Source organism: Pseudomonas sp. WS 5010 (assembly GCF_012985565.1).
GTDB lineage: Bacteria > Pseudomonadota > Gammaproteobacteria > Pseudomonadales > Pseudomonadaceae > Aquipseudomonas.
This window is the reverse complement of the sequence record NZ_JAAQWQ010000001.1, coordinates 155,687-180,997: the sequence shown is the minus strand read 5'-3', so window position 1 is coordinate 180,997 and position 25,311 is coordinate 155,687. Positions and strand designations below refer to the sequence as shown.

At 60.3% G+C, this 25,311-nt stretch carries 21 protein-coding genes; 10 read left to right on the top strand and 11 right to left on the bottom strand.

Annotation, left to right across the window (positions count from 1 at the left end; genetic code table 11):
• Positions 1–43 precede the first annotated feature (43 nt).
• Genes nirB through cobA form a run of 4 tightly spaced genes read left to right on the top strand, consistent with a single transcriptional unit; the run spans position 44 to position 6,268 of the window.
• Positions 44–2,497, top strand: coding sequence for a nitrite reductase large subunit NirB (gene nirB, locus HBO11_RS00795; RefSeq protein ID WP_169954237.1), 2,454 nt, complete (start codon positions 44–46; stop codon positions 2,495–2,497).
• Positions 2,494–2,811, top strand: coding sequence for a nitrite reductase small subunit NirD (gene nirD / locus HBO11_RS00790; protein WP_169954238.1), 318 nt, complete (start codon positions 2,494–2,496; stop codon positions 2,809–2,811). The genes nirB and nirD overlap by 4 nt, the downstream gene beginning before the upstream one ends.
• The gene (locus HBO11_RS00785) at positions 2,811–5,519 is read left to right on the top strand and encodes a nitrate reductase (protein ID WP_169954239.1); all 2,709 of its coding nucleotides are present in this window, start codon (positions 2,811–2,813) and stop codon (positions 5,517–5,519) included. Before nirD ends, HBO11_RS00785 begins: the two co-directional genes overlap by 1 nt.
• An 11-nt stretch (positions 5,520–5,530) precedes the next feature.
• A complete protein-coding gene (gene cobA / locus HBO11_RS00780) occupies positions 5,531–6,268 on the top strand; it encodes a uroporphyrinogen-III C-methyltransferase (RefSeq protein ID WP_169954240.1) in 738 nt (245 codons plus the stop codon).
• A gap of 60 nt (positions 6,269–6,328) precedes the next feature.
• On the opposite strand, the gene HBO11_RS00775 is transcribed toward cobA, so the two are convergent.
• The 8 genes from HBO11_RS00775 to ppsA form a co-directional block, all read right to left on the bottom strand.
• The gene (locus tag HBO11_RS00775; protein WP_169954241.1) at positions 6,329–7,309 is read right to left on the bottom strand and encodes an OmpA family protein; all 981 of its coding nucleotides are present in this window, start codon (positions 7,307–7,309) and stop codon (positions 6,329–6,331) included.
• A 107-nt stretch (positions 7,310–7,416) separates the two neighbouring features.
• A complete protein-coding gene (sigX, locus tag HBO11_RS00770; RefSeq protein WP_038442311.1) occupies positions 7,417–8,007 on the bottom strand; it encodes an RNA polymerase sigma factor SigX in 591 nt (196 codons plus the stop codon).
• A gap of 87 nt (positions 8,008–8,094) precedes the next feature.
• A complete protein-coding gene (locus tag HBO11_RS00765) occupies positions 8,095–8,919 on the bottom strand; it encodes a mechanosensitive ion channel domain-containing protein (RefSeq protein WP_169954242.1) in 825 nt (274 codons plus the stop codon).
• A 2-nt stretch (positions 8,920–8,921) separates the two neighbouring features.
• On the bottom strand, positions 8,922–9,167 hold the full coding sequence (locus tag HBO11_RS00760) for a hypothetical protein (protein WP_038442312.1): 246 nt from the start codon (positions 9,165–9,167) through the stop codon (positions 8,922–8,924).
• A gap of 85 nt (positions 9,168–9,252) precedes the next feature.
• Positions 9,253–10,248: a zinc transporter ZntB gene (locus HBO11_RS00755; RefSeq protein WP_169954243.1), complete on the bottom strand. Its 996-nt coding sequence runs from the start codon at positions 10,246–10,248 to the stop codon at positions 9,253–9,255.
• Positions 10,249–10,272: 24 nt separating this feature from the next.
• Complete coding sequence (rraA, locus tag HBO11_RS00750) at positions 10,273–10,764, bottom strand: ribonuclease E activity regulator RraA (protein WP_169954244.1); 492 nt, start codon at positions 10,762–10,764, stop codon at positions 10,273–10,275.
• A 229-nt stretch (positions 10,765–10,993) separates the two neighbouring features.
• Positions 10,994–11,983, bottom strand: a complete 990-nt coding sequence (locus HBO11_RS00745; protein ID WP_169954245.1) for an alpha/beta fold hydrolase — start codon at positions 11,981–11,983, stop codon at positions 10,994–10,996.
• 99 nt (positions 11,984–12,082) lie between these two features.
• Positions 12,083–14,458, bottom strand: coding sequence for a phosphoenolpyruvate synthase (gene ppsA / locus HBO11_RS00740; protein WP_029298284.1), 2,376 nt, complete (start codon positions 14,456–14,458; stop codon positions 12,083–12,085).
• Between the two features lie 178 nt (positions 14,459–14,636).
• On the opposite strand from ppsA, the gene HBO11_RS00735 reads away from it, so the two are divergent.
• A complete protein-coding gene (locus tag HBO11_RS00735; RefSeq protein WP_076961191.1) occupies positions 14,637–15,455 on the top strand; it encodes a pyruvate, water dikinase regulatory protein in 819 nt (272 codons plus the stop codon).
• Positions 15,456–15,560: 105 nt separating this feature from the next.
• Here the strand turns inward: HBO11_RS00735 and HBO11_RS00730 are convergent, their stop codons facing one another.
• Positions 15,561–16,949, bottom strand: a complete 1,389-nt coding sequence (locus HBO11_RS00730) for a PLP-dependent aminotransferase family protein (protein WP_275941745.1) — start codon at positions 16,947–16,949, stop codon at positions 15,561–15,563.
• Positions 16,950–17,145: 196 nt separating this feature from the next.
• Between HBO11_RS00730 and HBO11_RS00725 the strand changes: the two genes are divergently transcribed.
• The 5 genes from HBO11_RS00725 to HBO11_RS00705 are packed head-to-tail and all read left to right on the top strand — an operon-like array spanning position 17,146 to position 22,615.
• On the top strand, positions 17,146–18,039 hold the full coding sequence (locus HBO11_RS00725) for an EamA family transporter (RefSeq protein ID WP_169954285.1): 894 nt from the start codon (positions 17,146–17,148) through the stop codon (positions 18,037–18,039).
• Positions 18,040–18,065: 26 nt separating this feature from the next.
• Positions 18,066–19,928 carry a molybdopterin-synthase adenylyltransferase MoeB gene (moeB, locus tag HBO11_RS00720; protein WP_169954247.1) on the top strand — a complete coding sequence of 621 codons (1,863 nt, stop codon included), beginning with the start codon at positions 18,066–18,068 and terminating at the stop codon, positions 19,926–19,928.
• Positions 19,929–19,953: 25 nt separating this feature from the next.
• The gene (locus HBO11_RS00715; protein WP_169954248.1) at positions 19,954–20,868 is read left to right on the top strand and encodes a PLP-dependent cysteine synthase family protein; all 915 of its coding nucleotides are present in this window, start codon (positions 19,954–19,956) and stop codon (positions 20,866–20,868) included.
• Between the two features lie 23 nt (positions 20,869–20,891).
• Positions 20,892–21,884 carry a serine O-acetyltransferase gene (locus tag HBO11_RS00710; RefSeq protein ID WP_169954249.1) on the top strand — a complete coding sequence of 331 codons (993 nt, stop codon included), beginning with the start codon at positions 20,892–20,894 and terminating at the stop codon, positions 21,882–21,884.
• A gap of 2 nt (positions 21,885–21,886) precedes the next feature.
• Positions 21,887–22,615, top strand: coding sequence for an alanyl-tRNA editing protein (locus HBO11_RS00705; RefSeq protein WP_169954250.1), 729 nt, complete (start codon positions 21,887–21,889; stop codon positions 22,613–22,615).
• Positions 22,616–22,669: 54 nt separating this feature from the next.
• On the opposite strand, the gene HBO11_RS00700 is transcribed toward HBO11_RS00705, so the two are convergent.
• Positions 22,670–23,605, bottom strand: coding sequence for a hypothetical protein (locus tag HBO11_RS00700; RefSeq protein WP_170058700.1), 936 nt, complete (start codon positions 23,603–23,605; stop codon positions 22,670–22,672).
• 166 nt (positions 23,606–23,771) lie between these two features.
• Complete coding sequence (gene prpD / locus HBO11_RS00695; RefSeq protein ID WP_169954252.1) at positions 23,772–25,256, bottom strand: 2-methylcitrate dehydratase; 1,485 nt, start codon at positions 25,254–25,256, stop codon at positions 23,772–23,774.
• Between the last annotated feature and the right edge of the window lie 55 nt (positions 25,257–25,311).

Genomic DNA, 25,311 nt, shown 5'->3' with positions numbered 1-25,311 from the left:
TTTTTGTTTGCGCGTGATTTGTCGAGCCACTGCGGAGAACGACATGAAGAAACTCAAACTGGTGATGATCGGCAACGGCATGGCCGGGGTTCGCACCCTTGAAGAACTGCTGAAACTGAGCACCGAGCTGTACGACATCACGGTGTTTGGTGCCGAGCCCCACACCAACTACAACCGCATCCTGCTCTCGCCGGTGCTGGCCGGCGAGCAGACGTTCGAAGAGATCGTGCTCAACGACCTGGACTGGTACCTGCAAAACAACATCAAGCTGCTGCTCAACCGCAAGGTGGTGCAGATCGACCGGGTCAAGCGCAAAGTCATCGCCGAAGACGGCACCGAGGCCGAGTACGATCGCCTGCTGATCGCCACCGGTTCGACCCCGTTTATCCTGCCGATCCCCGGCAACACCTTGCAGGGCGTGATTGGCTACCGCGACATCGCCGATACCCAGGCCATGATCGACACCGCCAAAACCCACAAGCACGCAGTGGTCATCGGCGGCGGCCTGCTGGGCCTGGAAGCCGCCAATGGCCTGATGCTGCGCGGCATGCACGTGACCGTGGTGCATATCGGCGAATGGCTGCTGGAGCGCCAGCTGGACAAGACCAGCGGCCAGTTGCTGCAAACCGAACTGGAAAGCCGGGGCCTGGTGTTTCGCCTGTGCGAACAGACCCAGGCCCTGCATGACGCCGGCAATGGCCGCGTGGGCTCGGTGCAGTTCAAAAATGGCGAAGTGATTCCGGCCGACCTGGTGGTGATGGCCGCCGGTATCCGCCCCAACACCGAACTGGCGGAACGGTCCGGCATCCCGTGCAACCGTGGGATCCTGGTCAACGACACGCTGCAAACCTACGACCCGCGCATCTATGCCATCGGCGAGTGCGCCAGCCATCGTGGGATTGCCTACGGCCTGGTGGCACCGCTGTTCGAACAGGCCAAGGTGTGTGCCAACCATCTGGCGCAGTTGGGCTTCGCCACCTACAAAGGCTCGGTGACCTCGACCAAGCTCAAAGTCACCGGCATCGACCTGTTTTCTGCTGGCGACTTCATGGGCGGCGAAGGCACCGAGACCATCACCCTTTCCGACCCCATTGGCGGCGTCTATAAGAAGCTGGTGATCAAGGACGACATACTGGTCGGCGCCTGCCTGTACGGCGATACCGCCGACGGCGGTTGGTATTTCCGGCAGATCCGTGAGAACCATGGCATTGGCGAGATCCGCGATCACCTGATGTTCGGCGAAAACGCCTTGGGCGACGTAGGCCACCAAGGCCAGGACAAAGCCATGAGCATGGCCGACAGCGCCGAAGTCTGCGGCTGTAACGGGGTGTGCAAGGGCACCATCGTCAAGGCGATCCAGGAACAGGGCCTGTTCAGCGTCGATGAGGTAAAAAAACACACCAAGGCCGCCAGCTCCTGCGGCTCCTGCGCCGGGCTGGTGGAGCAGATCCTGATCAATACCGTGGGCGGCGCCGCCGACGTCAAGCCCAAAAGCGAAAAAGCCATCTGCGGTTGCAGCGACCTCAACCACGGGCAAATCCGCCAGGCCATCCGCGACCAGCATCTGCTGACCATCGCCGACACCATGGGCTACCTCAACTGGCGCACGCCCAACGGTTGCGCCACCTGCCGCCCAGCCTTGAACTACTACCTGATCTCCACCTGGCCAGGCGAAGCCAGGGACGACCCGCAATCGCGCCTGATCAACGAACGGGCCCACGCCAATATTCAGAAAGACGGCACCTACTCGGTAGTCCCACGGATGTGGGGCGGTGTGACCAATCCTTCCGAGCTGCGGCGGATTGCCGATGTGGCCGACAAGTACAACGTGCCAATGGTCAAGGTCACTGGCGGCCAGCGCATCGACTTGCTGGGCATCAAGAAACAGGACCTGCCCGGGGTCTGGAAAGACCTCGATATGCCGTCCGGGCATGCCTACGGCAAATCCATCCGCACCGTGAAGACCTGTGTCGGCAGCGAGTTCTGCCGTTTCGGCACGCAGAACTCCACGCAACTGGGCATTGAGCTTGAGCATGACCTGTTCAATATGTGGTCGCCCCACAAGGTCAAGCTGGCGGTCTCCGGGTGCCCGCGCAACTGCTCGGAAGCCGGGATCAAGGACGTGGGAATAATCGGCGTCGACTCGGGGTGGGAGATGTATATCGGTGGCAATGGCGGGATCAAGACCGAGGTCGCGGAATTTTTCGTCAAGCTCAAGACCGCCGAGGAAGTGCGTGAGTACAACGGCGCTTTCCTACAGCTGTACCGCGAAGAAGCCTTCTACCTGGAGCGCACCGTGCATTACCTGCAACGGGTCGGCATGGACCACATCAGGAAGGCCGTGCTGGAAGACCCGGCGCGGCGCCAGGCCCTCAATGAGCGCCTGCAATTTTCCCTGTCGTTTGAACAGGACCCGTGGAAAGAGCGCCTGGAGCAGCCATTGCTGAAAAAGGAATTCGACACCATCGCCGTCAAACAGCTGGAGGTAGTGCTATGAACTGGCTGGATATCTGCGCCCTCGAAGAAATCAACGCCCTGGGCTCGCGCATCATCAGCGGCCCGAAAGGGGAAATCGCGATTTTTCGTACCAGTGACGATGAAGTGTTCGCCCTCGACGACCGCTGCCCGCACAAGGGCGGCCCACTGTCCCAGGGGCTGATCTATGGCAAACGCGTGGCCTGCCCGCTGCACAACTGGCAGATCGACCTGGCATCCGGCGAAGCCCAGGCCCCGGATATCGGCTGCGCCCACCATCACCACGCCCGGGTGGAAAACGGCCGGGTGATGCTGGCCCTGCGGGACGCCGGTTGATGAACCGCCAGGTCACCGCATCGACCTGCTGCTACTGCGGGGTCGGCTGCGGCGTGCTGATCGAACATGATGGCACGCAGATCCTCGGGGTCAGCGGCGATCCGGCGCACCCGGCCAACTTCGGCAAACTGTGCAGCAAGGGCTCCACCCTGCACCTGACCGGCGACCGGTCGGCGCGGGCGTTGTACCCGGAACTGCGCCTGGGCAAAGGCCTGGCCCGTAGCCGCACCGACTGGGACACGGCCCTGGAACACGCGGCCAATGTGTTCGCCGATACCATCACCGAGCATGGCCCCGACAGCGTGGCGTTCTATATCTCCGGGCAACTGTTGACCGAGGACTACTACAGTTTCAACAAACTCGCACGGGCCCTGGTGGGCACCAACAATATCGACAGCAATTCCAGGCTGTGCATGTCCTCGGCGGTGGTCGGCTACAAGCGCAGCCTGGGTGCCGATGCGCCACCGTGCAGCTATGAGGATCTGGAGGCCAGCGATTGCGTGATGATCGTCGGCAGTAACATGGCCTACGCCCACCCGGTACTGTTTCGCCGGCTGGAAGAAGCCAAGGCGCGCCGACCGGACATGAAGGTGCTGGTCATCGATCCCCGACGCACCGACACCTGCGACCTGGCGGATATTCACTTGGCGATCCTGCCGGGGACTGATGTAGCGTTGTTCCATGGGATTTTGCATCTGTTGCTGTGGGAAGAATGGATCGACCGCGACTTTATCCAGGCCCATACCGAGGGTTTGGTCGAGCTGAAACGGCTGGTGCATGACTACACGCCGCAGATGGTCACGCAATTGTGCGGGATCAGCGTCGAACAACTGCGCCAGTGTGCAGAGTGGGTCGGCACCTCGCCGAGTTTCCTGTCTTTGTGGTGCATGGGGTTGAACCAGTCCACTGCCGGCAGCGCGAAAAACAGTGCATTGATCAACCTGCACCTGGCCACCGGCACCCTTGGGCGCCCAGGTTGCGGGCCCTTTTCCCTGACCGGCCAACCGAATGCCATGGGCGGCCGGGAAACCGGCAGCCTGTCGAACCTGCTACCGGGCCATCGCGACGCCGGCAACGCCGAGCACCGCGCCCAAGTCGCCGCTTATTGGGGGGTTGAGCAACTGCCATCCAGCACCGGCTTGACCGCCATCGAACTGTTCGAGCAGGTGCAGGCCGGCAAGATCAAGGCATTGTGGATCGCCTGTACCAACCCGGCGCAATCAATGCCGGACCAGAACAGCGTGCGCCTGGCCTTGGCCGCGTGCCCGTTCGTGGTATTGCAAGAGGCCTTTCGCACTACCGAAACCGCGACCTTTGCCGACCTGTTGCTGCCGGCTGCCAGTTGGGGCGAGAAGGACGGCACGGTTACCAATTCCGAGCGGCGCATTTCCCACGTCCGCCAGGCCATCACCCCACCGGGCGAAGCGCGACCGGACTGGGCAATCACCGTGGATTTCGCCCAGCGCCTGGAACGCCGCTTGCGCCCGCAGAAAACCGGCCTGTTCACCTTCGAAAACCCGGCGCAGGTGTTTGATGAATACAAACAGCTGACTCGTGGCCAAGACCTGGACCTGTCAGGCCTCAGCCACGCGCTGCTCGACCGGATCGGCCCGCAGCAATGGCCGTTTCCCGCAGAGGCCCAGGCCGGCACGGCACGCTTGTACACCGACGGTATCTTCCCAACCGCCAATGGGCGGGCGCGGTTTGTCGCCGACCCTTATCGCGCCGCCAAGGAGCAGCGTGATGCGCGCTTTCCCCTGACCCTGGTCACCGGCCGCCTGCGTGACCAATGGCACGGCATGAGCCGTACCGGCACGGCGGCGCAGCTCTTCGGGCACGTCAGCGAAGCGTTGCTCAGCCTGCATCCGGACGAATTGCGTCGGCATCGTTTCAAGGACGGCGACCTGGTCAACCTCAAGAGCCGTCGTGGCAATGTGATCGTGGCGGTGAGCAGTGATGACAGCGTGCGCCCCGGCCAGGCGTTCCTGCCGATGCATTGGGGCGATCGCTTCCTCAAGGGCGGCGTCAACACCCTGACCCAGCCGGCGTTCGATCCACTGTCGAAACAACCGGAACTCAAGCACAGCGGCGTGCGCCTGGAAGCCGTGCAATTGCCCTGGCACTTGTTCGCGCTGATCGAGGGCGATGTGCAGCAACACTTCGAAGCCTTGCGCCCCCTGTGCGAGGGTTTTGCCTATGTCAGCCTGAGCCTGGCCGGGCGCGAACGGCCTGCCCTGCTGGTACGCGCGGCACATAGCGAGGCGCCGGACCTGCAACTGCTCAAGGCCATCGACCAACTGCTGGGCCTTAATGACGGCCCGGTCATGGCCTATGACGACCCGCGGCGCTCCATCGGCAAACGGGTAAAAATCGAGAAAGGCCGGATTACCGCGATCCGCCTGGCCGGCGAAACCCTAGCCCGCCACTGGCTGCAAAGCCTGTGGCTGGAAGGCCGGGCCGACGAGCAATTGCGCCGTTGGCTGCTAGCACCGCTGAGTGCGCCACCTGGTGGTGAAATGACCAGCAACAGAACCCTCTGCAACTGCAAGAACGTCAGTGAAAGCGCGATATGCGCCGGCATCGGCCGTGGTTTGGATCTGGATGGGCTGAAACAAGCGTTGGGCTGCGGCACGCAATGTGGCTCCTGCGTGCCCGAAATCAAACGGCTATTGGCGAGCACCTCGCAGCCAATCGCTATCAGTGTGTGAGGACAATACCTATGAACGCAAAAGTCTGGCTGGTGGGCGCAGGCCCAGGTGATCCGGAGTTGTTGACCCTCAAGGCGGTACGGGCCCTGCACGAGGCCGATGTGGTACTGATTGATGACTTGGTCAACCCTGCGGTACTTGAGCATTGCCCCGGTACGCGGGTGATAACCGTCGGCAAGCGCGGGGGATGTCGTTCTACGCCCCAGGACTTCATTCACCGCTTGATGCTGCGTTATGCACGCCAGGGCAAATGTGTGGTGCGCCTGAAAGGCGGCGATCCGTGCATTTTTGGGCGCGGCGGCGAAGAGGCGAGTTGGCTGAGGGATCGAGGGGTGAGCGTGGAGTTGGTCAATGGCATCACGGCGGGGCTGGCGGGTGCCACAAACTGCGATATACCGCTGACGTTGCGGGGAATCAGTCGCGGCGTAACGCTTGTCACCGCCCATACCCAGGACGACAGCCGCCTCAATTGGCGGGCATTGGCCGAGGGTGGCACGACACTGGTGGTGTACATGGGTGTGGCGAAGCTTTCAGAGATTGCCCGGCAATTGCTCGAAGGGGGCATGGCCCCTGATATGCCGGTGGCGATGATCGAGAACGCCTCGCTGCCCCAGCAGCGTGAGTGCCGCAGCTTCCTGGCGCACATGCAGGAGGATGCCAAGGCGTTTGCCTTGAAGAGCCCGGCGATCCTGGTGATCGGAGCTGTGGCGGGCAACGTGGTAGAGGCCGCCTTGCAGGCCAGCGCCTGAGGCAAATGGCAGGCGAAAAAAAGCCCGGCCTAAGCCGGGCTTTTTTCTACCACTCAGTAATTACTGAGCTTGAGCTTCAACCGACGCTTCTACACGACGGTTAACAGCACGACCAGCTTCAGTTGCGTTGTCAGCAACTGGGCGGGATTCGCCGTAACCTACCGCGGTGATGCGGTTGGCTTCAACGCCATCATTGGCCAGGACTTTCTTAACAGCGTCAGCACGACGCTGGGACAGCTTCTGGTTGTAGGCGTCTGGACCGACGGAGTCAGTGTGACCAGCAACTTCTACGTTGGTAGCTGGGTACTGCTTCATGAAGTCGGCCAGGTTTTTCACGTCGCCGTAGCTGTTAGGCTTAACAACGGCCTTGTCGAAGTCGAACTTCACGTCCAGCTCAACACGAACAACCTGAGCAACCGGAGCTTCTGGCTCTGGAACTGGCTCTGGAGCTGGTGCTGGGGTAGGAGCTGGAGCAACTGCGCCAGCGTTACCGCCGAAGTTTACGCCCAGGCCGACCAGTGCGGAGTAGTCCCACTTGCCGTTGTCCAGACCGTAGTCAGCTTCAACACCGGCACGAGCGTACAGGTTGTTGGTGAAGTAGTACTTAACACCAGTACCAACGGTAGCGAAAGTAGTCTGATCACGACCAGTGTGGCCATCAGCACGTACGTTGCCACGGCTCTGGTGACCGAAACCGCCTTCTACGTATGGACGCAGGGAGTCGACGCCAGCTTGACCGAAGTGGTACTGAGCAACGAGGCTGCCGGTATCACCTTTGATCTTCTGGTTGCCAGTACCGTCAGTCGAACGGGTGTGGTTGGTCTTGTCGTAGGACAGGTTCAAGGACAGGTCGTCGGTCAGGAAGTAACCGATGCGAGCGCCAGGATTGAAGCCGTCTTCGATGTGCTTGACGCTATCGTTGTACTGCTTCTTGTAGAACAGCTCGCCTTCAACTGCGCCTTGGCCTTGTGCCAGAACGCCGAAAGAAGTAGCGGCAATAAGAGAACCAATGGCCAAGCCCAAGGTGTTTTTCAGTTTCATCCGTTAAATCCCCATCTGGTGATTGTAAAGCAGTCCCACATACCGGGGGACAACTCGGCGACAAGTCTAACAGAACTTGCCTACACGTAAGAGATATTTGCACCGAACTAAGTTTCAGTACTGTCCGCAAATTTCTCACGCAATTTATCAAGAGCACGTTTGTAACGCATTTTTGTAGCACTCAAACCCATATGCATAATGTCAGCAATTTCCTGAAATTCCAGTTCTGCGACAAATCGTAGCACCAGAATTTCCCGGTCAATTGGATTCACATGCACCAACCAGCGATCAAGCCCGCCCTTCTCCTCGGGTGCCGGCGTCTTTTCTTCAGACGCCTCCTCAAGGGGGTCCAGGCTCAACGCGTCCATCAAGCGACGCTTTCGCCGTTCCTTACGATACTGCGTGATGCACTCGTTGTACGTGATGCTGTAGAGCCAGGTTTTGAACTTCGATTTACCCTCGAAGTTCTTCAGGCCATACAACACCTTGAGCATCACTTCCTGACAGACATCATCCGCATCACGATCGTTCCCTAAATATCTTGAACAAACGTTGAACAGAGTGCGTTGATACCTGCGCATCAATTCTTCGTACGCGCGTGTTACGTGAAACAGCTCCGTGTGCGAGCGCGCGACCAACTCCTCATCAGAGAGCTCACGGGGGTCATAGCGCGTGGACAGCGTTTGGGCTTTATTCAAAACAAGTCGTGCCGACAGTCAGGTCAATGTCCGCCACAGCCTGGATACCCAGGTTTGCGGCGGCGTACATTAGCAGGGTTTACCGGGTTAGCGGCTATTGACCTGCTGTTCCAGCAGAACCCGATTGGACAGCGACACTAGTTCGCCATCATCGGTCAGCACCGTGGTTTTCACCGTACCGATCTCTTCAATCTGCCCTTCGACCTCGCCAACACGCACGTGTTGCCCAACCTGATACAACTCACGCACATAGATTCCCGCAAGAATCTGACCGGCAATTCCCCGGCTTCCCAACCCCATGGCCAGTGCAACGGCCAGACCAACGGTAATCAAAACGATCACAATCACATGGTTGAGCAGGTCAGTCTTGACCTCCAACTGGCTGATCGCCACCGAAATACTGATGATGATTACCAGCCCCTGGGCGATTCGCCCCAGGCCGCTGGCATAGTCCAGGCCCACTCCTTCGGCAGCGCCGCGTACCAGCCCATTGGCCAGTTGCGCCAGCAAAACCCCCACCAGCAACACCAGCGCGCCGCCGAATACCTTCGGCAAATACAGCGCCAGCATGTCGAGCGTAGCTGAAACTCGCTCAAGTCCAAGTGATTGCGCCGCAGAAACCAGAAAAATCAGCAAAACAAACCAATAGACGATCTTGCCGATCAGTGTCGAGATCGGCACTTGCAGCCCGGCACGCCCCAGCAGCTTGGTCAATCCGGTGCCGGCCATCAGGCGATCGAGGCCCAGCTTGGCGAGCAATTTTGAGAGCAGGGTGTCGAGCAACTTGGCCACGACAAAACCCAGCAGCACCAACACCAGCGCACCAAACAGGTTGGGAATGAAATTCGCCACCTTGGTCCACAACGCAGTCATTGCAGTGACCAGACTCTGCGTCCAGAGATCAAGTTCCATATTCAATCAGCCTTATCAGCAGTGCGAGCAATAGGTTTACGACGAGAAACAGGTGATACGTGGGCCGAACCATTGTTCAGGGCCATCATCAATGCCGGCACCCAGCGGCCGAGCAGACCAAACAGATCGCCCGCACCTACCTGGCGGTTGGCAGTTTTCAGTACGCGGCCCAGGCAAGCGTCGTCGTCACGGTTGGACGGCGAAGCATTAAGCATGTCACGCAGAGACTGTTCAAACGGATCGTGCATAGGGACCTCTCGCAAGTGAGTTAAAAGACGAGGGCAAAATTCGTCGGGTCACATGACCTCTCCCGCCGTTCAGGTCACGTTCAGGTCAAACCCAGCGTAAACGTCGAAACAACCACCACTGCCCAAGGGCCACCGAGACCATCAACAGGCACGCTAGCGCGAAACCATATGGGCTCTCGGAGAATGGAATTCCGCCCACGTTGATCCCCAGCAACCCTGTCAGAAAACTCATCGGCAAAAAGATCCCGGTGATGATCCCGAAGCGGTACATGGTGCGGTTCATGCGCACGCTCAAACGCCGATCCTCGGCCTCCAGCACCAGCCCCACGCGCTCCCGGCTCAGTTCCAGCTCTTCCAGGTAACGGGTCAGGCTGTTATTCAATTCATTCCAATAGTCAGCATCGTCATCGGCAAACCATGGCAGTTTTATGCGTGTCAGTTGCGCGAAAATATCGCGCTGCGGCGCCAAAAAACGCTTGAGCGCGGCGGCACGCCGACGGATCTGCAGGACACTGCCATGCTCCGGGGTATACCGTTCGTCGGTATCGAGTTTTTCTTCTTCGATATCGACGATTTCAGACAGGTCACTGACCAGATCCTGCACTTTATGGGTCAGGTACTGCGCCATGTACAGGATCAGCTCGGAAGCAGTCCTGGGGCCTTTACCATCCGCCAACTGCACCAGCAACTCGTCGGTGGCGCGCAATGGCCGCAGACGCAGGGAGATGACCCGGTCAGCCGAAGCAAAGATACGCACCGACACCATGTCTTCCGGCTCGGCTCCTGGGTTGAGGTTGATCCCGCGCAGAAACAGCAGCAATTCGTCGTCCGGCAACGGCAGCAGACGCGGGCGGGTGTTCTCCTCCAGCAGCAGGTCACAGGCAAACTCGCTCAGGCCACTGGATTTGCGCAACCAGGTCTGGGTCTGGGGATGACTGCGATCCCAATGCAGCCACAGGCTTTCCTGAGGCTGCAGTTGCAGCTCGTCAAGCTCAGTCCGGGCAATTGAACGCGCACCGCCTTTACCGTCCAGCACCAGGGCATGCACCAGCCCCCACTGCGCGTTTTCTTCCTCGAACATCCTCACCCCTGTCGGCTGCTGCAGTTATTCAGGCATTTTCAAAGGGCTTGGCGAAACAATCACGCCATTATTATCGGCATAGACATATTCGCCTGGACGCAATGTCACGCCGGCAAAGATCACGGCCCCGCCCACGTCACCCACACCCTGGCGATGACTCTTTTTAGGGTGGCTGGCCAGGGCCTGCACACCCAGGTCGGTCTGCGCCAGTACGTCAACGTCACGCACACAACCGTAGATCACCAAGCCTTCCCAACCATTCTTTGCGGCTCGATCAGCGATCATGTCGCCCAGCAAGGCGCAACGCAGCGAACCACCACCGTCGACCACCAGCACTTTGCCAGTGCCGTCCAGCTCGGCCTGTTCCTTGACCCGGGAGTTGTCCTCAAAACACTTGACGGTCACGATCTGCCCACCGAAGGAGTCCCGGCCCCCAAAGTTGGCGAACATCGGCTCCAGCACCTGCACCAGGTCCGGGTAGGCGTCACACAGGTCGGGGGTAACGTAATGGTTCATCGAGAAACTCCTGTCGGTGAAAGAAGATGTCGAACATCCACAGCCACATCAAGAAAACGCATCGCAACGGGCATTCTTTAAGACCTGCCGCTGCAAGGGCGACAATGATCAGACCCACCAGACTGTAACGCAATAGCCACTGCGCGACTGAATATGACCAAAATAGCTCGGTGCGTCATATCTTAGCCGTAAGCCACTTCAAGCGAAACGCCCTCTTTAGAGCCTTTTCTCAGACAGTCGCAGGCACCGGCGCCTGTGCATCCACCGGAGGTGTCAGGGGATCTTTCAGCCAGCGCTGCACCAGTGGCCATACTTCGGCCTGCGCCGCTTTGCTGACCAGCATCTCGACATGCCCGAAATCACCGCTGAACCCATGCTTGCGCCCCAGGCACAGATAGTGGCGATGCTCGCTGCCCACCTGCTCAAACAGCTTGCGGCAGGCCCAGTCCGGGTCCTGATGATCGCCAGCGGCACTCACGGCCAGTAGCGGCACATCGACCTCGGCCAGGCCTTTCCACCAGTCGCGCTCGGCATCGCCGAAACGCCCGAACAAGCCATGCCAGCGCATGCTTTCCAGGGCCAGGCCGATAGGCTCGTCTTCCGGACCACGCTTGAGGCGCGAGCCGGAGAGCTGGGCAAAGCGCTTGAGGATCAAGCGTCCACCCCACTCCACCGGCGGAATCTTCAACGGCCAGTAAGTGCGGCTGACCTGGCAGCCAAACAACGCCACCGACGCCACCGCCGGCGCGCCCAGATAGTGGCCGCCCAAGGCTGCCGCCAGAGTCGTGCCACCCAATGAATGGCCGATCCAGTGCGGGATCTGCGCACTTTGCTCACGCACAAAGGCGGCAATGGCTGGCAAATCGTAACGAGCATAGTCGGCGACACGATTCTTGGCGTAGTCCTGGTTGCGCCGGGAAAGCCCGTGGCCGCGCATTTCCGGGATCCATACATCAAAGCCCTGGCGCGCCAGGTACGCCCCCAGGCCGATACCTTTGGGCGAATACCAGAAGCGCCGGTTGGAAAAGCTGCCATGCACCAGCACCACCGGTATGCCACGGCTTTGCGCGACATCGGCCAGGCCCAGGCGTGTCACCGCCAGCTCTACGGTGCTGTCGGGGCTGTTGCCAGGCTTGAGGCGATAGACATCTTCACTCAGGTCGCCACGACGCTCAGCGCTGATCAAGGCGACGGGAAACAGGTTGCTGCTGCTTTGCATAATGTTCTTGCACAAAAAAGGGCGGCGTCCGGTAGGAGTTCCGCCCTGTACAGAATGAGAAATGCCGGCCAGCCGCACTGGCTGGCCGGCAAATGGCAATTACGCCGAGGCTTGACCTTCAGCCAGGAAGAACCAGGTTTCCAGCACGGAATCGGGGTTCAGCGAGACGCTTTCGATGCCCTGTTCCATCAGCCATTTGGCCAGGTCCGGGTGATCGGAAGGGCCTTGGCCGCAGATGCCGATGTACTTGCCGGCCTTGTTACAGGCCTGGATGGCGTTGGCCAGCAGCTTCTTGACCGCAGGGTTACGCTCGTCAAACAGGTGCGCGATGATCCCGGAGTCACGGTCCAGGCCCAGGGTCAACTGGGTCAGGTCGTTGGAACCGATGGAGAATCCATCGAAGAACTCCAGGAACTCTTCGGCGAGGATGGCGTTGGACGGCAGCTCGCACATCATGATCACGCGCAGGCCGTTTTCGCCGCGGGTCAGACCGTTCTCGGCCAGCAGGTCAACGACTTGGCTCGCTTCGCCCAGGGTACGCACGAAGGGCACCATGATCTCGACGTTGGTCAGGCCCATCTCGTTGCGCACACGCTTGAGAGCGCGGCACTCAAGCTCAAAGCAGTCACGGAATGCTTCGCTGATGTAACGCGAGGCGCCACGGAAGCCCAGCATCGGGTTTTCTTCTTCCGGCTCGTAGAGCTTGCCGCCGATCAGGTTCGCGTATTCGTTGGACTTGAAGTCGGACAGGCGCACGATGACTTTCTTCGGCCAGAAGGCCGCCGCCAGGGTGCTGATGCCTTCCACCAACTTCTCGACGTAGAAGCCCACCGGGTCGTTGTAGCCGGCGATGCGCTTGTCGACGCTGTCCTTGATTTCCACCGGCAGGCCGTCGTAGTTCAACAGGGCCTTGGGGTGCACGCCGATCATGCGGTTGATGATGAACTCCAGGCGGGCCAGGCCCACACCGGCGTTCGGCAACTGCGCAAAGTCGAAGGCGCGGTCGGGGTTGCCGACGTTCATCATGATCTTGAACGGCAGGTCCGGCATGGCGTCGATGGAGTTTTGCTTGATATCGAAGCCCAGCTCACCTTCAAAGATGAAGCCGGTATCGCCTTCGGCGCAGGACACGGTGACGCCCTGGCCATCCTTGAGCAGTTGGGTGGCGTTGCCACAACCCACCACTGCCGGGATCCCCAGCTCACGGGCGATGATCGCCGCGTGGCAGGTACGCCCGCCACGGTTGGTGACGATGGCGCTCGCGCGCTTCATCACGGGTTCCCAGTCCGGGTCGGTCATGTCGGAGACCAGCACGTCGCCTGGCTGGACCTTGTCCATCTCGGACACGTCCTTGATGATCCGCACCTTGCCCGCGCCGATGCGCTGGCCGATGGCACGGCCCTCTACCAGCACGGTGCCGGTTTCTTTCAATAGGTAGCGTTCCATGACATTGGCCGAGGTGCGGCTCTTCACGGTTTCCGGACGGGCCTGGACGATGTACAGCTTGCCGTCGTCGCCGTCCTTGGCCCATTCGATGTCCATCGGGCACTTGTAGTGCTTCTCGATGATCATCGCCTGCTTGGCCAATTCGCTGACTTCGGCATCGCTGAGGCAAAAGCGCGCACGCTCAGCCTTGTCGACATCAACGGTTTTCACCGAGCGACCGGCCTTGGCCTCGTCGCCGTAGATCATCTTGATGGCCTTGCTGCCCAGGTTGCGGCGCAGGATCGCCGGGCGACCGGCCTCAAGGGTGTGCTTGTGCACGTAGAACTCGTCCGGGTTGACCGCGCCTTGTACGACGGTTTCGCCCAGGCCGTAGGCGCCGGTGATGAACACCACGTCACGGAAGCCCGATTCGGTATCCAGGGTGAACATCACGCCGGCAGTACCGGTTTCCGAACGCACCATGCGCTGTACGCCGGCAGACAACGCTACCAACTTGTGGTCGAAACCCTGGTGTACACGGTAGGAAATGGCGCGGTCGTTAAACAGCGAGGCAAATACTTCCTTGGCTGCACGGATAACGTTTTCCACGCCACGGATATTCAGGAAGGTTTCCTGTTGGCCGGCGAACGAGGCGTCCGGCAAGTCTTCGGCGGTGGCCGAGGAACGCACGGCGACGGCCATGTCCGGGTTGCCGGCCGACAAGGTGGCGAAGGCTGTGCGGATTTCGGCGTTGAGCTTCTCGGGGAACTCGGCTTCCATGATCCACTGGCGGATCTGTGCGCCGGTCTTGGCCAGGGCATTGACGTCATCGACGTCCAGCGCGTCCAGGGCAGCGTGGATCTGGTCGTTGAGGCCGCTCAGTTCGAGGAAATCGCGGTATGCCTGGGCCGTGGTGGCGAAACCACCGGGCACCGAGACACCAGCGCCCGCAAGATTACTGATCATCTCGCCGAGGGATGCGTTCTTGCCCCCCACATGCTCTACATCATGGACGCCGAGCTTATCGAGGGAAACTACGTACTCTACCAAGGTGATCTCTCCACTAACTGTGTTGGAAAAGCTCAGGGCGCCGGCGGCTCAGTAGGAGCATTTACCGGCGTTTGTGGCCTGGACCTGGAAAATAAGTGAGAATGCGGCCCACTGTGGGACGGCAAAATCGCGCCTATCATATCCAAGATTCGTCATCAGCTTAAGGCCCAAGGCTCAAATGAAACGATCTGCTTTCTTTATCTCCGATGGCACCGGCATTACCGCCGAAACCCTGGGTCAGAGCCTGCTGGCGCAGTTCGAAAGCATTACCTTTGCCAAATTTACCCGGCCTTATATCGATAACGTGGATAAAGCGCGGGCCATGGTACAACAAATCAATCTGGCCGCCGAAAAAGACGGTGTGCGCCCGATCATTTTCGACACCATCGTCAATCAGGACATCCGTGAGATCCTCGCGACCTCCAATGGTTTCATGATCGACATCTTCTCGACCTTCCTAGCGCCCCTGGAACAGGAGTTGAGCGAACACTCCTCGTACTCCGTGGGTAAGTCCCATTCCATTGGCCATAACTCCAACTACATGGAGCGGATCGAGGCGGTCAACTTCGCCCTGGACAACGACGACGGCGCCCGCACCCATTACTACGACAAGGCCGACCTGATCCTGGTCGGCGTGTCGCGCTGCGGCAAGACCCCGACCTGCCTGTATATGGCCATGCAATTCGGCATCCGCGCGGCCAACTACCCGCTGACCGAGGACGACATGGAGCGCCTGCAACTGCCGGCGGTGCTGCGCACCCATCAGCACAAGCTGTTCGGCCTGACCATCGACCCGGACCGCCTGACAGCGATCCGTAATGAACGCAAGCCCAACAGCCGCTATTCGAGCTATGCCCAGTGCGAGTTCGAGGTGCGGGAAGTGGAAAATCTATTCCGTCGGGAGAACATTGCGCACATCAATTCCACGCATTTTTCGGTGGAAGAGATTTCGGCGAAGATCCTTGTGGAAAAGGGCGTCGAGCGGCGCTTCAAGTAATTTGCATTGCTTGAGCCAGCTCCCACATTTGATAGGGTTCACACGTCAAATGCGGGAGCTGCGGTGGGACAATTCGACTTGCCTGCGATCAACGATAACCCAGCCTCACAGATGAAACCGGTCCCCACCCTGCCCCAGCGCCGTGGCCAGCGCATCAAACCCTGCCCTTAGCAACTGATCATCCCCAGACGTATTGCAGATACTCGCCCGAATAAACTGCGGCACGGCCGTCTGCCCCACGGCGAAGGCCTCGGCCGTCGCGATCAGGTAATTGTTCTGCTTGAGCTCAGCCTCGATTTCCGACGCACGCCATGGCTCCGGGACTTCAATCCAGAAGTGCGGGCTATTGGGGTGCGTCCGGTATTCCAGGCCGCTCAGCAGGTCCTCGACCAACGCCTTGCGCCGGCTGATTTCGTGGATCTGCTGACGCAACAGATGCGCTGCCGTGCCGTTTTCAATCCACTGCGTGGCCAGTTCCAGGGTCACAGGGGTGGCCATCCAACAGGTTGAGCGCAGCGCTGCGGAAATACGGCTGACCAACGCCGGCGGCGCATGCACATACCCCACGCGCAAGCCCGCCGACACCGCCTTGCTCAGACTGCTGATCAGAATCGTGCGCTCCGGGGCAAAATGACTCAGGGGCGGCGGGCGATCCTCCACCAACACACCATGGGCCTCGTCCTCCAGGATCAGCAGGTTGTGCTCACGGCAGACCCTGACCAGCGCCTCGCGACGGGCAACCGACAAGACCGCCGTCGTCGGATTCTGGATAGTCGGCGTGCAGTACAGGGCAGAAACCCGGTGATTACGACACACCTCCTCCAGGGCCGTCGGCAGCACACCCTCCTCGTCCATTTCCAGGCCGATCAGGCGGATGCCAAGCATCCGTGCGGCAGTGATCAGACCGGGATAGGTCAACTGCTCGGTGACGACCGTATCGCCCGCGCGCACCAACGCCATCAACGCGCACAACAAACCATGCTGGCCGCCGTTGACACAGATGACCTGCTCGGGAATCGGATGAAAATCACGCTGCACCAACCATTGCGCACCCGCCGCGCGGTAGCGGGGCAAGCCAGCGTCTGGGGTGTAGGCACTGATGTCCTGCAGGAACTTGGCATTGGTGGCCAGGGTTTCAAAGCTCTGGGCCAGGAACGTGGTCTCCTGCCCCGGGATGTGCATATTGCGGCTCATATCGAAGTACTGGCGCGGTTCCTCGCTGACGTTGCGAAAGCCTTCGTCGCGCTGGCGCTCCATCCCACGCTTGCGCACGAATGTGCCGTCGCCCACCCGCGCCACCACCAGGCCCAGGCGTTCCAGTTCGCCGTAGGCGCGGCTGATCGTGCCGATGGTCACCCCCAGGTTGTCGGAAAGCACCCGATGAGGCGGCAGTTTGCGCCCTGGTTCGATCAAGCCCTCGAGGATGCCCCGCTCCATCACATCAGACAGGCGTTTGTACTTCACGCCCTGCCCACTGGACAGTCCCTCTCGCATAATTGACACCATGTCAATATTTGTTTTGACAGCCATCATTCGCCCTAATAGTGTGCTTTTACGGGTTCAATCACCGGGTGAAACCTCTAATTACAAGTCCAATATAGAGTTCAATTCCGGCTCAGGGAAGCAATAAACGATGCCAATGTCCGCCGTTCTCGAAAATTCCGAAAAAACCAAATCCCCCAAACAATGGCTGGCTGGCCTGATCACCAGTGTGATGTTCCTGATTGTCTGCCTGAGCTGGGGCACCACCTGGCTGGGGATCAAGATCGCCGTGGAAAGCGTGCCGCCCCTGACGTCGGCGGGCCTGCGCTTTTTGATCGCCTTCCCGCTGTTCCTGTGTTTTGCCTTCCTGCGTCGCGAGCCGATCCTGTTTCCACGGGAAAGCCGTTGGTTCTTTGTGTTCGTGACCCTTTGCTATTTCAGCGTGCCCTACTACCTGCTCAACTATGGCGAGATGCACGTCTCGTCCGGCCTCACCGCCCTGCTGTTCAGTTGCATGCCGGTGTTCATCCTGATCTTCTCCGCGCTGTTCCTGCGCGAGCGCATCTACTTTTCCCAGGTCGTGGGGATCGGCATCGGTTTCGCCAGCCTGTACATGATCATCAAGAGCCAGGGACTGCACCTTGACCATGCCGAGTTCTTCGGCGTCCTGGCCATTCTGAGCGCCGCGATCATGCATGCCTTGTGCTATGTCATTACCAAGCAAAAAGGCAGCGCCATCAGCGTGATCACCTACAACACCCTGCCCATCGGGATTGCCGGGCTGATGCTGTTCGTCGCCGGGCTGTGGTTTGAATCACCGACCTTCGAGGCCATTACCCTGCGTTCCTGGAGCGCCCTGTTCTACCTGGGCCTGGTGGCCTCAGTCGGTGGGTTTATCGTGTACTTCATGCTGCTCAAGCGCCTGAGCCCGATCATCCTGTCGTTCGTCTTCATTATTTTCCCGGTGTTCGCCGTGATCATCGGCGCCTGGTACGAAGGCCTGGAACTGTCCCGGGACCTGATGCTGTATTCGGCGATCCTGCTGGTCGGCTTTGCCATCACCAAGTTGCCGATCGAAAAGCTGCTGGCAAAACCCAATTGACCCTTTCCCCACCACGCGAGAGAAACATGGACGTCCTCCGCCAAACCGCCCTGGCACAGATCTACGCCCACGCCAGCAGCACCTACCCCGAAGAGTGCTGCGGCTTTGTCTTCGCCGACGGCAGTGTGTACCTGGGCAGCAATATCCAGAACGAGTTACACCGCAAGAACCCCGAGGCCTACCCCCGCAGCGCGGCCAACGGCTACACCTTCTCGGTGACCGACACGCTGCTGATGAACAAGGCCTTTCGCACGGATAACCCGGTGGTGGTGATCTACCACTCCCACCCGGATGTCGGTGCCTATTTCAGCGACGAGGATCAGGACAAGGCCCTCTACATGGGGGAACCGATCTACCCCGTCAGCTACCTGGTGGTGGATGTTCGCCAGGGCAAGGCCCTTGGGTCGAAGCTGTTTGCCTGGGATGGCACGCACTTCGCCCTCAACCCCTTCAACGACCTGCAAACGGAGTTGTACATGAACGCTGTCTCTTTCCCCGACATCCTGGCCCGTGTGGCCAAGTTGCCAGAATCGACCCTCGAGGGTGCCGGATCGACATTGCGCGAAGTCATTGAAGGCCTCTGTGCCCGCTACCCGCAGCTACGGGCACACCTGTTCCACGAGAACAACGGCCGGCTAAAGGAACACTTCCTGTTCACGACCGGGGAAGAACTGATCGATCCCGACGAGCCGCTGCCCGAAAAAGCAAAAATCGAAGTGCTGCTCGCCACCTCCGGCGGCATCGACATCGAGTCCCTGAGCAACGAGGAAGTGCAGCGCTATGTGCGCCATATCACCCTGCCCGGCGTCGGCCGCGAAGGGCAACTGAACCTGAAGAAAGCCAAGGTGCTGATCATCGGTACCGGTGGCCTGGGCTCGCCCATCAGCCTGTACCTGGCCGCAGCCGGCATCGGCACCCTGGGGCTGGTGGACTTCGATGTGGTGGAAAGCAGCAACCTGCAACGCCAGGTCGTGCACGGCAACAGCACCCTGGGCCTGCCCAAGGTCGAATCCGCCAAGCGCCGGCTGCAGGACCTCAACGCCCATATCCGGATCAACACCTACGACACCGCGCTGAATGCCGACAACGCCCTGGAACTGGTCGGCGCCTACGACCTGGTGATCGATGGTACTGACAACTTCGAGACCCGCTACCAGGTCAATGATGCCTGCGTACAGTTGGGCAAGCCGTTGGTGTACGGCGCGATCTACCGCTTTGACGGCCAGATCAGCGTGTTCAACTATCAAGGCGGGCCCTGCTACCGCTGCCTGTACCCCCACGCGCCACCCGCGGAACTGGCGCCCAATTGCAGCGCCGGTGGGGTGATCGGTGTATTGCCCGGTGTGGTCGGGATGATCCAGGCCACCGAGGCGATCAAGCTGTTGATCGGCCTCGGCGAGTCCTTGTCCGGCCGGTTGATGCGCTTTGATGCCCTGGCCATGAAATTCAGTGAACTGCGTTTCAAGCGCCGCGCCGACTGCCCGTGCTGTTCCGACTTGCGTGAAGAACACCAACCCGCCGCCGCCGTGTGTGCCGATACCCTCCGCAGCACCCAGGGCCTGGCAGAAGAGCACTACATCAAGCCCCAGGTGCTCAAGCAACTGCTGGAGCAGCGCCGCAGCGCCGATATCCTGCTGGATGTACGCGACGCCAGCGAGCTGGAGGTCTGCCAACTGCCCGGCGTGGTGCACATCCCCCTGGCCCAGCTCGACGAGCAACTCGATACCCTCAGCCGTGACAACACCCATTACCTGATCTGCTATGCCGGCAGCCGCGCCGAGCAAGCCGCCAGTACGTTGCTGGCCGCAGGCTTTGCCAACACCCGGGTGCTGCAAGGCGGCATGAAACACTGGGTACGCGACGTCGAACCCGACATGCCGTTGTACTGACCACAGGCCTTGGGGTACTTATCCGATGCTGCATAACTCCATACTCGACGCCATTGGCCAAACGCCTATCGTGCGCCTGGAACAATTCTCCGAAGACCTCGGCATCGAGGTCTTCGCCAAGCTTGAATCCCTGAACCCGGGCGGTAGCCACAAGGCACGGATTGCCCTGGGAATGATCCTCGACGCCGAGCGCCGGGGCATCCTGATTCGCGATTCGGGGCAAACCATCATCGAACCCAGCGGCGGCAACACGGGCATCGGCCTGGTGATGGCCGGCAACGTGCTGGGCTACAAAGTGGTGCTGGTGATTCCCGACAACTACAGCCCCGAAAAGCAAAAGCTGCTGCGCCTGTATGGCGCCAAGGTGGTGCTGTCCGATAGCCGCCTGGGCAATAACTCCCATGGCGAAAAGTGCATGGAGTTGCAGCTGGAAAACCCCAGCTTCGTCATGCTCAACCAACAGCGCAACGGCGCCAACCCCCAGACCCACCGCGACACCACCGCCCCGGAAATCATCCGTGCCTTTGGCGAGCGCCAGGTCGACTATTTCGTCAGCGGGATAGGCACCGGGGGCCACATCACCGGGATCGGTGAAATCCTCAAGGCCACCTGGCCGCAGATCCGCGTGATGGGCGTGGAGCCCGAGGAGTGCGACCTGCTAAGTGATAGCCATGCGCCGCATCATATCCAGGGCCTGTCCATCGGCCTGATCCCGAGCATTCTCAACCTGAACGTGCTGGACGGCATGCTCAAGGTCTCGCGCCTCGATTGCCTGGAAATGATGAAACGCATCATGCGTACCGATGCCATCAGCCTGGGGCTGTCGTCGGCCGCCAATATGGTGGCCATCGCCAAGCTCGCACCGGAACTGCCCACCGACACCGTCGTCCTGACCATGGTGTACGACAGCGCCGACAGTTATCTGCCCTGCTTCGAATAACGACAATTACGGGGGTGCCTTCCATGGGAGGCTTTATCGACATGCAACAGCTGCACGATGAGCTGCTGACCCACCTCATCAAGACCCTGTCGCCGGCGCAGATGGCACAGTTGCAGCCACACCTGGCGGCGTTGATCCAGCCCGCCGCGCAGGAGGTGGCCGAGGACTTGATCGCCTATGCCTGGCGCGATCCGGCGTCCAGGGGCCGCGGCGAACTGATCCTGGAGTCCTACGCCTCATTCAAGGCCGTGCTGTATTACCGGCTGGCGCATCGGGTATGGAATCTACCCGACCAGGCCCACGGCCAGTTCTGTGCGATCGCGCTGACGTTGAGCAACCAGGGCAAGATCCTGTCCGGCGCCGAAATCCACCCCGCCGCCCGCATTGGCCGGCGCTTCGTTCTGGATCATGGCTTTGGCACGGTGGTCGGCGAGACCTGCGAGATCGGCAATGACTGCTACATCCTGTGTGGCGTGACCCTGGGCGCCCGGGGCATCGCCAACAACCCCGACGGCAAGCGTCACCCACGCCTGGGCAACAACGTGGAAGTCGGCGCGGGCGCGAGGGTGCTCGGGTATGTGCTGATTGGCGACAACGTGTTTATCAGCCCCTCCTGTGTCATCACCCAGGACGTGCCCGCGGGCACCAAGGTCAAGGTGGTCAACCAGATCCAGTTGCAGAAAAACGACGAAGCTGACGCCAGCAATTACCTCGGGGCATTTGCCCTCGACGAGCGCCTGCACGTGGTCGGCGAAGTCAACATCAGCCACCGGGTCACTGTGCTGGATGCCGACTTCCACCCACTGTCAGGCCTGGTGCTGGAACCCACGGTCAAGGAGCGTCATCACCTGCAGTTTCGCCTGCGCACGCTGCAGGCCCCCACCTACCCCCCGCGCCTGCCGCTGAACCTGAAGGTGTGCGGACCGAGGTTCGAGGTCACCCTGCTCTCCCCACCCGGGCTGAGCGCAATGGTGCGGCGCCTGCTGCAAACCAGCCCACTGATCGTTGGAGGATGAACATGTCCGTACACACCATGGAAACCTTGGCGCTGTTCGACAGCGCGCCTTACCAGAACGCCTTCAGCGCCCGGGTAATCGCCGTCAGCGAACAGGGCGTGGCCCTCGAACACACGCTGTTCTACCCCACCGGCGGTGGGCAACCCGGCGATACCGGTTACTTCACCCTGCCGGACGGCAGCCGGGTCAATGTGACCGGCACCGTACGCGACCCGGTCCTGCGCTCGATCATCTGGCACCAAGTGGAACACTGCCCCGAGTCATTGCGTGCGGGGGTACAGGTAGATGCCGGCCTGAACTGGGAGCGTCGCTACCAACACATGAAAATGCACACCTGCCTGCATCTGTTGTGCTCGATCATCGACGCACCGGTAACCGGTTGCAGCATCAGCGCCGACAAGGGCCGCCTGGACTTCGACCTGCCGGAAATGACCCTCGACAAGGAAAGCATCACCCGCGACCTCAATGCCTTGATCGAGCAGGCCCATGGGGTCAAGTCGCTGTCGATGCCGGCCTCCGAATATTCCACCCTGCTGCAAATCACCCGCACCCAGGCCGTCGCGCCTCCGGTGATCCAGGGCGCGGTACGGGTGATAGAAATTGCCGACATCGATATCCAGCCGTGTGGCGGCACCCATGTGGTCAACACCGAGGAAATCGGTCGGGTGTTCTGCGAAAAAATCGAGAAGAAGAGCAAGCACAACCGACGGGTGATCCTGCGGTTCGAGTGAATCGGCAAGCAGCCAACAGGGAGGCCCAGCCTCCCCTTATCGACGCGTTTGCCCTTACTTCGACTGGGCTTTGACCTGGGCACTCAATTGCGCTATTTGCTGTTGCAGTTGCGAAATCACCTGGGTGAACTCAGTCATCATTTGATCGATGCGAGCGCGCAATTGCTCGTTCTCACGCATAAGATCATCAACACTGCGGGCCGACGGCGCCGTGGCTTCATCGGCCTGGGCCGATGGGGTGGCGCCCTTGGCACGGGGCGCTTGCTCAGCCGGCGCAGAGTCCGACGCGGTATTGCTGTCAGCCTTCGGGCCTGCGCTAGGAGCCTGGTTTGCGGAAGTACCGGCCCCCGTTATTTTCTGGCTCAACGCCTGGATCTGCTCTTGCAGCCTGGTAACCACCGTCGTGAACTGGGTTTGCAACCGCTCGACCGTTTCACGCAGTTGGTCGTTTTCAGCAGTCAACTGCTCAAGATTACCCGGCGCTTCGGGGCCTGAAGCCGGCGTACTTTCTGCGCGGGCCGATGCTGCAGGCGCTGTTCCGTCCTGCTGCACCGCTGTGCTGTCCTGCCGAGCCGCTGGTTTTTCACCCGCGCCCTGATTGGATGGAGCGTCCTCTTTCTGCGGTTTTTGCATCGTGTTGACTTGCTGAGCCAGCTCAGCCACTTGCTGCTGCAGCGCGGTGATTATCGGCGAGAACTTGGCCACCAACTGGTTAAGCTGGTCGCGCAGCTGATTGTTTTGCTGGGAAAGCTGAGCGAGCTGGGCCGGGGCGGTATTGGTCGCAGATGACGGTGAGTTGACCAAGCCCTTGTGGGCCGCAAACTGCCCGCGCTGCTGTGCAGTCATAGGCTTTCGAGGGGATGCTGAATCTGCTGGAGTCTGGCCGGGAGTCTGGGTTTTGGCGCTGTTTTCGGACTGCGCGGATGCAGGCTTGGAGGGCATTTCATAGCCGTGGTAGGGCGCGTACTGCTGCTGGTTTACGCTAGTCATGGCGAACCTCTCATTTAATTCACAGGTATTGCTTGCCAGACGACCCGGTACAAAAGGTCATCTGGCTACCTGATTGGCAATTATCTGAAGACGGTTCCGAAGATGTAGGACATACGATTGGCAAAGTGTGTCGACTGCAAATCCTGCCACCTTGCAGCGGCTTTTATTACATCACCCACAGATCCACAAACCGATTCACCGGCGTCCCTTCCAGCCGTGCCTGGTCCTTGCACAGTGCAAAAATCTCAGCGCTGCGCTGCGCGGTGAAGCGTGTCGCCAGGTTGGCCTTGAACTTGTCTTCCAGCAACGGAATGCCATCCGCCCGGCGCCGACGATGGCCAATCGGGTATTCCACCGCGACCTGTTCGGTGCTCGAACCATCGGTGAAAAACACCTGCACGGCGTTGGCAATGGAACGCTTGTCAGCTTCCAGGTATTCGCGGCTGTAACGCGGGTCTTCGACGATGACCATTTTTTTGCGTAACTCATCGATGATCGGGTGCGCGGCATGGAATTCATCTTCGTACTGCTCGGCCACCAGGTTGCCAAACGCCAGGGGCACGGCGGTCATGTATTGCAGGCAGTGGTCGCGGTCGGCCGCATTAGCCAGTTGGCCGACCTTGGAAATGATGCGAATGGCCGACTCGTGGGTGGTGATCACGATGCGCTCGATTTCATGCAAGCGCTGCTTGACCTGCGGGTGCAAGGTGACGGCGGCTTCACAGGCGGTCTGGGCGTGGAATTCGGCGGGAAAGCTGATCTTGAACAGCACGTTTTCCATCACATAAGTGCCATAGGGCTGGGGCAGGCTGAACGCGCGCTTGTCCTCAGGCTTGAGGGCCAGGTCCTTGTTGGTGTGGCTGAACAGCACGTCATAAAAACCCCATTGCGGCGCGCTCAACACACCCGGGATGCCCATTTCGCCGCGCAGGGCGATATCCGCCAGGCGCACGCCACGGCTCGACGCATCCCCCGCCGCCCACGACTTGCGCGACCCGGCATTCGGCGCGTGACGGTAAGTGCGCAGCGCCTGCCCATCGACAAACGCCTGGGACAACGCCGCCAGCAGTTGCTCACGATTGGCACCCATCAACTTGGCGCAGACCGCCGTAGAGGCGACTTTGACCAGCAGCACATGGTCGAGGCCGACGCGGTTGAAGGAGTTTTCCAGGGCAATCACGCCCTGGATTTCGTGGGCCATGATCATCGCTTCCAGCACCGCGCGCACGGTCAGCGGCGCCTCGCCATGGGCCACGCGTTTTTGTGACAGGTGATCGGCAACGGCCAGGATGCCGCCGAGGTTATCCGAAGGATGGCCCCATTCGGCAGCGAGCCAGGTGTCGTTGTAATCGAGCCAACGCACGATGCAGCCGATGTCCCACGCGGCCTTGACCGGGTCCAGGCGATAGGACGTACCCGGCACCCGGGCACCGAACGGCACCACTGTGCCTTCGACAATCGGTCCCAAATGCTTGGTGCACTCAGGAAAGCGCAGGGCCAGCAGGCCGCAGCCGAGGGTGTCCATCAGGCAGTTGCGGGCGGTGTCCAGGGCGTCCCGGGAGTCGACGCGGTAGTTGAGGACGTAATCGGCGATGTCCTGCAAAACCTGGTCATAGTCGGGGCGGTTGTTCTGGTCGACGTTGGCGCTCATGGCAGTACTCCAAAATAGGTGGGTGTGTTCCTTCCTCAGGCTCAGGGTTGGTCGT